We start from the raw sequence: 5,992 nt of genomic DNA, 5'->3' as shown, positions 1-5,992 counted from the left end.
CGGCGCAAGGCGCGGCTCCACCACCGATCGGCACCGCGCCACCGGGTCTCGCCTTCGGCGAGCCCGATGACAGGCTCCGGTGAGGATCCGGTACGCCGGCGCCTTTGCTGATCACAACGGCCTCTGGAATACTGGTTCACCCGCTTTCGCGGGTGATGACATTTCGTTTTGGAACACCATTTAGTGGCCATTGCTTCCAGAGGCTCGCTTCATGCTGCTGCGCATCGTGATCTGTCTCCTCATCGCAATGGTGGGAATGTCCGTCAGCAGCGCGGCCAACGCCCGGCACCAGCATCCCGTCGATGCCACGCCGTTCGCGCACGCGCCGTGCAGCGTGCTGCGGGGGCGGCCGTGCACGCCGTCTTTTTGCAGCGTGTTCAATCACGGTCCCTGCATTCCCGAAATGGATTATCCCTATGGCGAGAATCTGCAGCTGACGATCGAAACCGTGCCGCCGCATGACGACGCCGCGAAATACCAGAAGCCCGACCACGATCTCGACACCATCGGCGATCTCTTCGCCGAACTGCGCTCGTGCTGGTCGCCGCCGCCAGCCGATGCCGCGCATGAGGGCATGCAGATGTCGGTGCGCTTCAGTTTCAAGCGCTCGGGCGAGATGATCGGACCGCCGCGAATGACCTACGCCACGGCCGGCGTAACCGCTGATGTCCGCGATACCTACCTCAAAGCGATCAACGCCTCGCTTGATGGCTGCCTGCCGCTGAAGTTCAGCGGCGGCCTTGGCGGTGCCATCGCCGGCCGGCCGATCGCGATCCGCTATGTCGATAATCGCGAGCTGGAAAGGCAGTCGGCGAAGCCGTGACTAGCCTCGTCGCGAGGCCATTTGGCGCATTGCGGCGTGAGCCCTTAAGGTGTTACGCGAGGCCCGGAAATCTCGTCGGCAAGGGGGAAGGTGCATGGGACTGCTGGTGATGATATCAGGCCTCGTGCTGTTCCTCGGCGTCCACGCCCTGACCACACAGCGCATACTGCGCGGGCGGCTGATCGCGTCCTGGGGCGAGGGCGGCTACAAGCTCGGCTACGCCCTGGCGTCGCTCGCCGGACTGACGCTGATCGTCTGGGGCTTTGCCAATTATCGGACGTCGGGGATGATCGAGCTCTGGTCGCCGCCGAAAGCATTCAAGCACATCACGGTGGCGCTGATGCTGCCGGCGGTCATTCTGGTGGTGGCGGCCTATGTCCGCGGCCGCATCTATACGGCGGTGAAACACCCGATGCTGACCGGCGTCAAGCTGTGGGCGGCGGCTCATCTCTTCGCCAACGGCGATCTCGGCGGCATTATTCTGTTCGGCTCGTTCTTGGGCTGGGCGGTGTTCGACCGGATCTCGCTGAAACATCGCACGGATGCCGGCGCCCCGCCGATCCCGGTCGGCGGCATGGGCAACGATCTGATCGCGGTCGTGGTCGGGATCGTTGCCTATCTGGCACTCGGTTTCGCGTTTCATCCCATCGTGATCGGCGTTCCCGTTTTTGGAGCCTGAACAGGTCTGTGCAATCCGCCTTCAGGCGGTATCTATTTTGAGTGCGTTGATTTTGTCCATACGTTTTCGACAACGCGTGCTGCCCTTGGTCGACGACATCAGTAAAGCCCAGAATGTTCCTGAAAAGAAACAGGCAGAGCTGTTGCAAAGGCTGCTGACGGAGATCGTGCGCGTGGAGGCCGAGGCGATGGAGTTCGGCCTCGATCCGCCACAAGACGAGCATGACGAGCCGCCGCTCCTCAATAGCTTTAGACCCGCCCGATCTCCGGTCGACGTGGCGGCAGGAATGGAATCAGCATCGGAACCCGGCGGCAGTAAGGTCCATAGGCATCCGCCCCGAGTTCAGCCGACAGGAACCCTTCTTCCATGCGCGCCTTCTGCCACAGGCCGAAGGCGATCAGCAACGCGCCGATTAGCGCGGTGACCGTCCCGACCGCGATGGCGGTCGCCAGCATGGCTCCGATAAGCCCGGTATAGATCGGGTGTCGAACCAGCCCGTAGGGGCCGGTGTCGATGACCCGATGGCCTTCCTTGCGCGTGATCGCGTTCGACCAGAAGCGTCCGAGATGGATGCGTGCCCACCAGGTAAACAGCGTGCCTGCCAAGGTCAGACCGGCAAGCAGGTAGGTGCCGCCGACACCGGCATGCCAAAGCGGGTGCTCTCCCAGTATCCGCGCGGTCCAGGGCGTGAGCAGCACGGCGCCGACGAAAATTGGTACGCGGTAGGCCCGCGAGTCCCAGGTCCTGACGTGCTTTTCAGTGCGAGCGGAAAAGAACGATCCCGCGGCCCAGCTGACGAGCCAGCCGATCCAGATCAGCGCCAGCAACTGGGTGGGCCACGTCGCGGTCCATCCACTCCAGAAGAAAGCCAACAGTTGGTTCTGGTCAGGCATCATGCTTCACAGACATTACATCTCACGGTCATTGGATCATGATCGGATCAGATTGTACCGGATCATGATCTCGTCGAATCGATCGAGCATGATCCTAAGAGCAAACCGTTCCACATTCGTCCAAGGGAAAACCGGTTCGCGCCCTCGGGTCAAGCCCAAGGGCGCGCTTTTCCCTCGGACAAACGCGGAACGCATGTGCGCGAAGCTCACGTTTTAGGTTTCGAATGCGTCGTTTCTCGTACTATAGCGCCGATTGACACCGCTGGCACCGGCGCCGAGAAGGTCGGAGATGGTTTCGCGCAAGGCCGGCTCAACGGTTTGGGGGGTGTAACCAAGCTCGGATTGGGCCTTTTTGATCGAGAGCGCGGTCGCCCGTAGCGCGATGCGAACGCCTTCGATGGTCGCGGACGGAGGCCGGTGCGTGACGTGATCGGCGGTGAACTCCAGAATGGTCGCCGCGAGCTGCGCCAGTCTCCGGGGAACCGGCAACAGAACGCCGCGGTGCCCGCTCGCCTCCGCCATCAATCGAAGTATCGTCTTCAGCGGGATACTTTCGCCGCCCAGAATGTAACGATGTCCGACTTGCCCGCGTTCCATGGCAAGAACCAGGCCCGCCGCGACATCGCGGACGTCGACGAGGTTCACGACGAAATCGAGATAGAATTGAAAACGCCGGCCGAGAAAGTGCCGAAGCATCGCCGCCGGCGGAGTGAGGTAGTGATCATGAGGCCCGATCGGCATGGTCGGACACGCGATGACCAGCGGAAATCCAGCCGCCGCGGCCTGCGCGGCCAGCTGTTCCGCAAGCAATTTCGAGCGGGTATACGGGCCCGGCATGTCGTCAGCGGATAATGTGGCATCATCGCCCACGGCATCTTCTGACGGCGGGGGGCGGAAAAGAATGGATTCCGTCGAGCAGTGCAGAAACCGGGTAATGCCGCGTTTGCGCGCAGCCGCTATGACGACCTCCGTGCCGCGGCAATTGACGGCATGAAAATCGCTTTTTTGCGGCATCCACATGCCGGGCAGGCCGGCAAGATGATAAACTTCTTCGACGCCGCGGAGAGCGTCATCCACCAGCTCACGATCCAGTACCGAACCCTGAACATACGTCACTTCCGGCTTGGCCCTTGCCGGTGCTCGAAGATCGAGCACGCGGACCTCGCGGCCACGCGCCGCCAGCGCCGGGACCAGGTACTGTCCGATGAAGCCGCTGCCGCCGGTGACCAGTACCCGTGTCATGAGTGTCGATGGGTCTCGCCCGCGCGTTCACCGGGGTCAAGCGAGGTGCTGCTCGGGGCTTGCGGAACTGGCCGGATAATCGCCGCCAAGTCCTGCCGAAAACCAAGCGCGATGAATAGTTTGGCCATCACAAAGGGGGGGCCGAGCAGTAAGTGGGCGGGATGATCCAGAAGCGAAGGCGCTCGGCGTTCAAACAGCTGGTGCCCGACCGCTTGCAGCCCAAAACCGGTTATGATCAAAACGCCCGTAATCAGCCACATTCCGGTGGAACTCGTATGATGCAAGATGATCAACGCAACTGAAAGCAATAATACAGCGGCTGCAACGATCGCCATTCCAAGGGTGGCGTCGAGCAGCAGCCAGTAGATCAGAACGGGTAACACCGCAATAGAGGCCGCGCTGATGTGGGCACCAAGCCCTTGAACGGTATATGCACTGAGGGGAAGCACCGCGGCAAGGAAAAGACTGACGATGCCGAACACGTGTAGCGCGGAATTCCAGGGATCTCGATGGTATTCAACATAAACCGCCAGTTGGCGACGAAAGTATGAATTCATCATGCGCTCGCCGGGGTTCTCGCGTTTTGGAACACTCCCGTAGTCGAGAACCCAAAAGTTGCAAAAAGTCAATCATCACACCTTCATCAGGCGCCCTGAAGTGGTTGCTTGCGGCGGTCGCGGATCGTCTGTCGTACCCCAACACCGCCTCATCGTTCGGCTTCCACATGAAGCGCTGGCCCGGCAGACGCTTGTTTCGGACGGCTCAGGACGACCGCGTCGATGGCAGAGATGATGCTTCATTGGCCCTCTGGAAGCCGTACCGACGGTTGCAGTGCTGAGCGTAACCGCAATAGCGGAGGGCGAGGCTGGTCCGTTTATCCATACGCCGTGTCTCTCTTGCCATGGATCTTGCGAGCCAGGGTCTTGCGCTGGACCGCTCGACCCTATTTTATGGTACGACCCCACCTGAATTCGGTTGAGTTTTCCAGTGCTTTCTACACCCAGCAAGCGGGATGTCGATGACTGAGAGTGAAACCGAGCATGCCCGCGCAGGTCACGATACCTCGAAAACTGAACCGCAACCCGCCGCCGAGAGTGGCGACAAGATCGCGGCAGCGGACGACCAGCCTGGAGCGGATCGGTCAGGCGACACGTCCGGGCAGCGGGCCGAAGAGGAGACGCGGAAAAAGCGTCGTCCGCTGATCATCACGATAGGCCTCGTCATCGTTGTTCTGTTGATCGCCAGTGGCCTCTATTACTGGCTTACGACCCGCAATCTCGAGAGCACGGACGATGCGTACACCGATGGCCGCGCCATCACCATCGCGCCGCAGATTTCCGGAATCGTGCTTTCCCTCGATGTGAACGACAACGCGTTCGTCAAGAAGGACCAGCTGTTGATCCACATTGATCCGCGGCAATACGTCAACGACCGCGATCAGGCCGAGGGCGCACTGGCGACGGCAAAGAGCCAGTATGAGGGACAGCGGTTCGCCGCCGAGGTCGCGCGCAAGAACTTTCCGGCCCAGCTGCAGCAGGCGCAGGCTCAAGTCGCCAATGCCAAGGCGAACCTCGCCAAGGCCCAGGCCGACTATGACCGGCAGCGCAGCCTGCCGAAGGCGGCGACCTCGCAGCAGGACGTCGACGCCGCGACCGCGGCCCTCAAGCAGGCCGAGGCGCAGGTGGAACTCGCCGATGCGCAAGTGACCGAAAATTCGCCGGTGCCGCAGCGCATCGGCGAGACCGACGCCCAGGTCGGGCAATTGCAGGGACAGGTCGAGCAGGCCCAGGCCAGGCTCGATCAAGCCAACCTCAATCTGTCGTGGACGCTGGTCAAAGCCCCGCAGGACGGCTGGATCACCAAACGCAATGTCGAAGCCGGCAATTACGTGACGGCCGGGCAGCAGATCTTCTCGATCGTTGCCCCCGAAGTATGGATCACGGCGAATTTCAAGGAAAGCCAGCTCGCCGACATGCGCAAGGGGCAAAAGGTCAAGATCACGATCGATGCCTATCCCTCGCTCGACCTTCGCGGCCATGTCGACAGTATACAATTGGGATCGGGCTCCAAGTTCACCGCCTTTCCGCCGGAGAATGCCACCGGCAACTTCGTCAAGGTGGTGCAGCGCGTGCCGGTCAAGATCGTGTTCGACGTGCTGCCCGCGCCCTACGTGCTCAGCCTCGGCATGTCGGTGATCCCGCGCGTCGATTTGGCGGGCGGCCCGCCGTGACCGCGTTGACCCTCGCACCAAAGGCCGAACCGCGAAGACGCAAAGGCGCGAAGGCGGCGGGGCCTTGCCGCGCAGTCTCGGTAAGGTCGAGGAAGTGTCTGCCGCGCTGCGCGCGGCGATTCTCG

At 61.8% G+C, this 5,992-nt stretch carries 6 protein-coding genes; 3 read left to right on the top strand and 3 right to left on the bottom strand.

The features are described 5' to 3' along the window. Window positions 1–256 precede the first annotated feature (256 nt). Window positions 257–823 carry a UCP034077 family protein gene (locus ABSG20_RS27445; protein ID WP_423867620.1) on the top strand — a complete coding sequence of 189 codons (567 nt, stop codon included), beginning with the start codon at window positions 257–259 and terminating at the stop codon, window positions 821–823. Between the two features lie 94 nt (window positions 824–917). Then, a complete protein-coding gene (locus ABSG20_RS27440; RefSeq protein ID WP_423867619.1) occupies window positions 918–1,502 on the top strand; it encodes an NnrU family protein in 585 nt (194 codons plus the stop codon). Window positions 1,503–1,750: 248 nt separating this feature from the next. Here ABSG20_RS27440 and ABSG20_RS27435 read toward each other — a convergent pair whose 3' ends face one another. The 3 genes from ABSG20_RS27435 to ABSG20_RS27425 all read right to left on the bottom strand — a co-directional run bounded on the left by ABSG20_RS27435 (window position 1,751) and on the right by ABSG20_RS27425 (window position 4,197). Then, entirely contained in the window at window positions 1,751–2,398 is a 648-nt protein-coding gene (locus ABSG20_RS27435; protein WP_423867618.1) for a methyltransferase family protein, read from the bottom strand. A gap of 210 nt (window positions 2,399–2,608) precedes the next feature. After that, window positions 2,609–3,637, bottom strand: a complete 1,029-nt coding sequence (locus ABSG20_RS27430) for an NAD-dependent epimerase/dehydratase family protein (protein ID WP_423867617.1) — start codon at window positions 3,635–3,637, stop codon at window positions 2,609–2,611. After that, window positions 3,634–4,197 carry an Mpo1-like protein gene (locus ABSG20_RS27425; RefSeq protein ID WP_423867616.1) on the bottom strand — a complete coding sequence of 188 codons (564 nt, stop codon included), beginning with the start codon at window positions 4,195–4,197 and terminating at the stop codon, window positions 3,634–3,636. Before ABSG20_RS27425 ends, ABSG20_RS27430 begins: the two co-directional genes overlap by 4 nt. 458 nt (window positions 4,198–4,655) lie before the next feature. On the opposite strand from ABSG20_RS27425, the gene ABSG20_RS27420 reads away from it, so the two are divergent. Then, window positions 4,656–5,867 carry an HlyD family secretion protein gene (locus tag ABSG20_RS27420; RefSeq protein ID WP_423867615.1) on the top strand — a complete coding sequence of 404 codons (1,212 nt, stop codon included), beginning with the start codon at window positions 4,656–4,658 and terminating at the stop codon, window positions 5,865–5,867. Window positions 5,868–5,992 lie beyond the last annotated feature (125 nt).

This window comes from Bradyrhizobium sp., assembly GCF_049512235.1.
GTDB lineage: Bacteria > Pseudomonadota > Alphaproteobacteria > Rhizobiales > Xanthobacteraceae > Bradyrhizobium.
The sequence above is the reverse complement of the archived record's forward strand: the minus strand, read 5'-3'. Positions and strand labels throughout refer to the sequence as shown.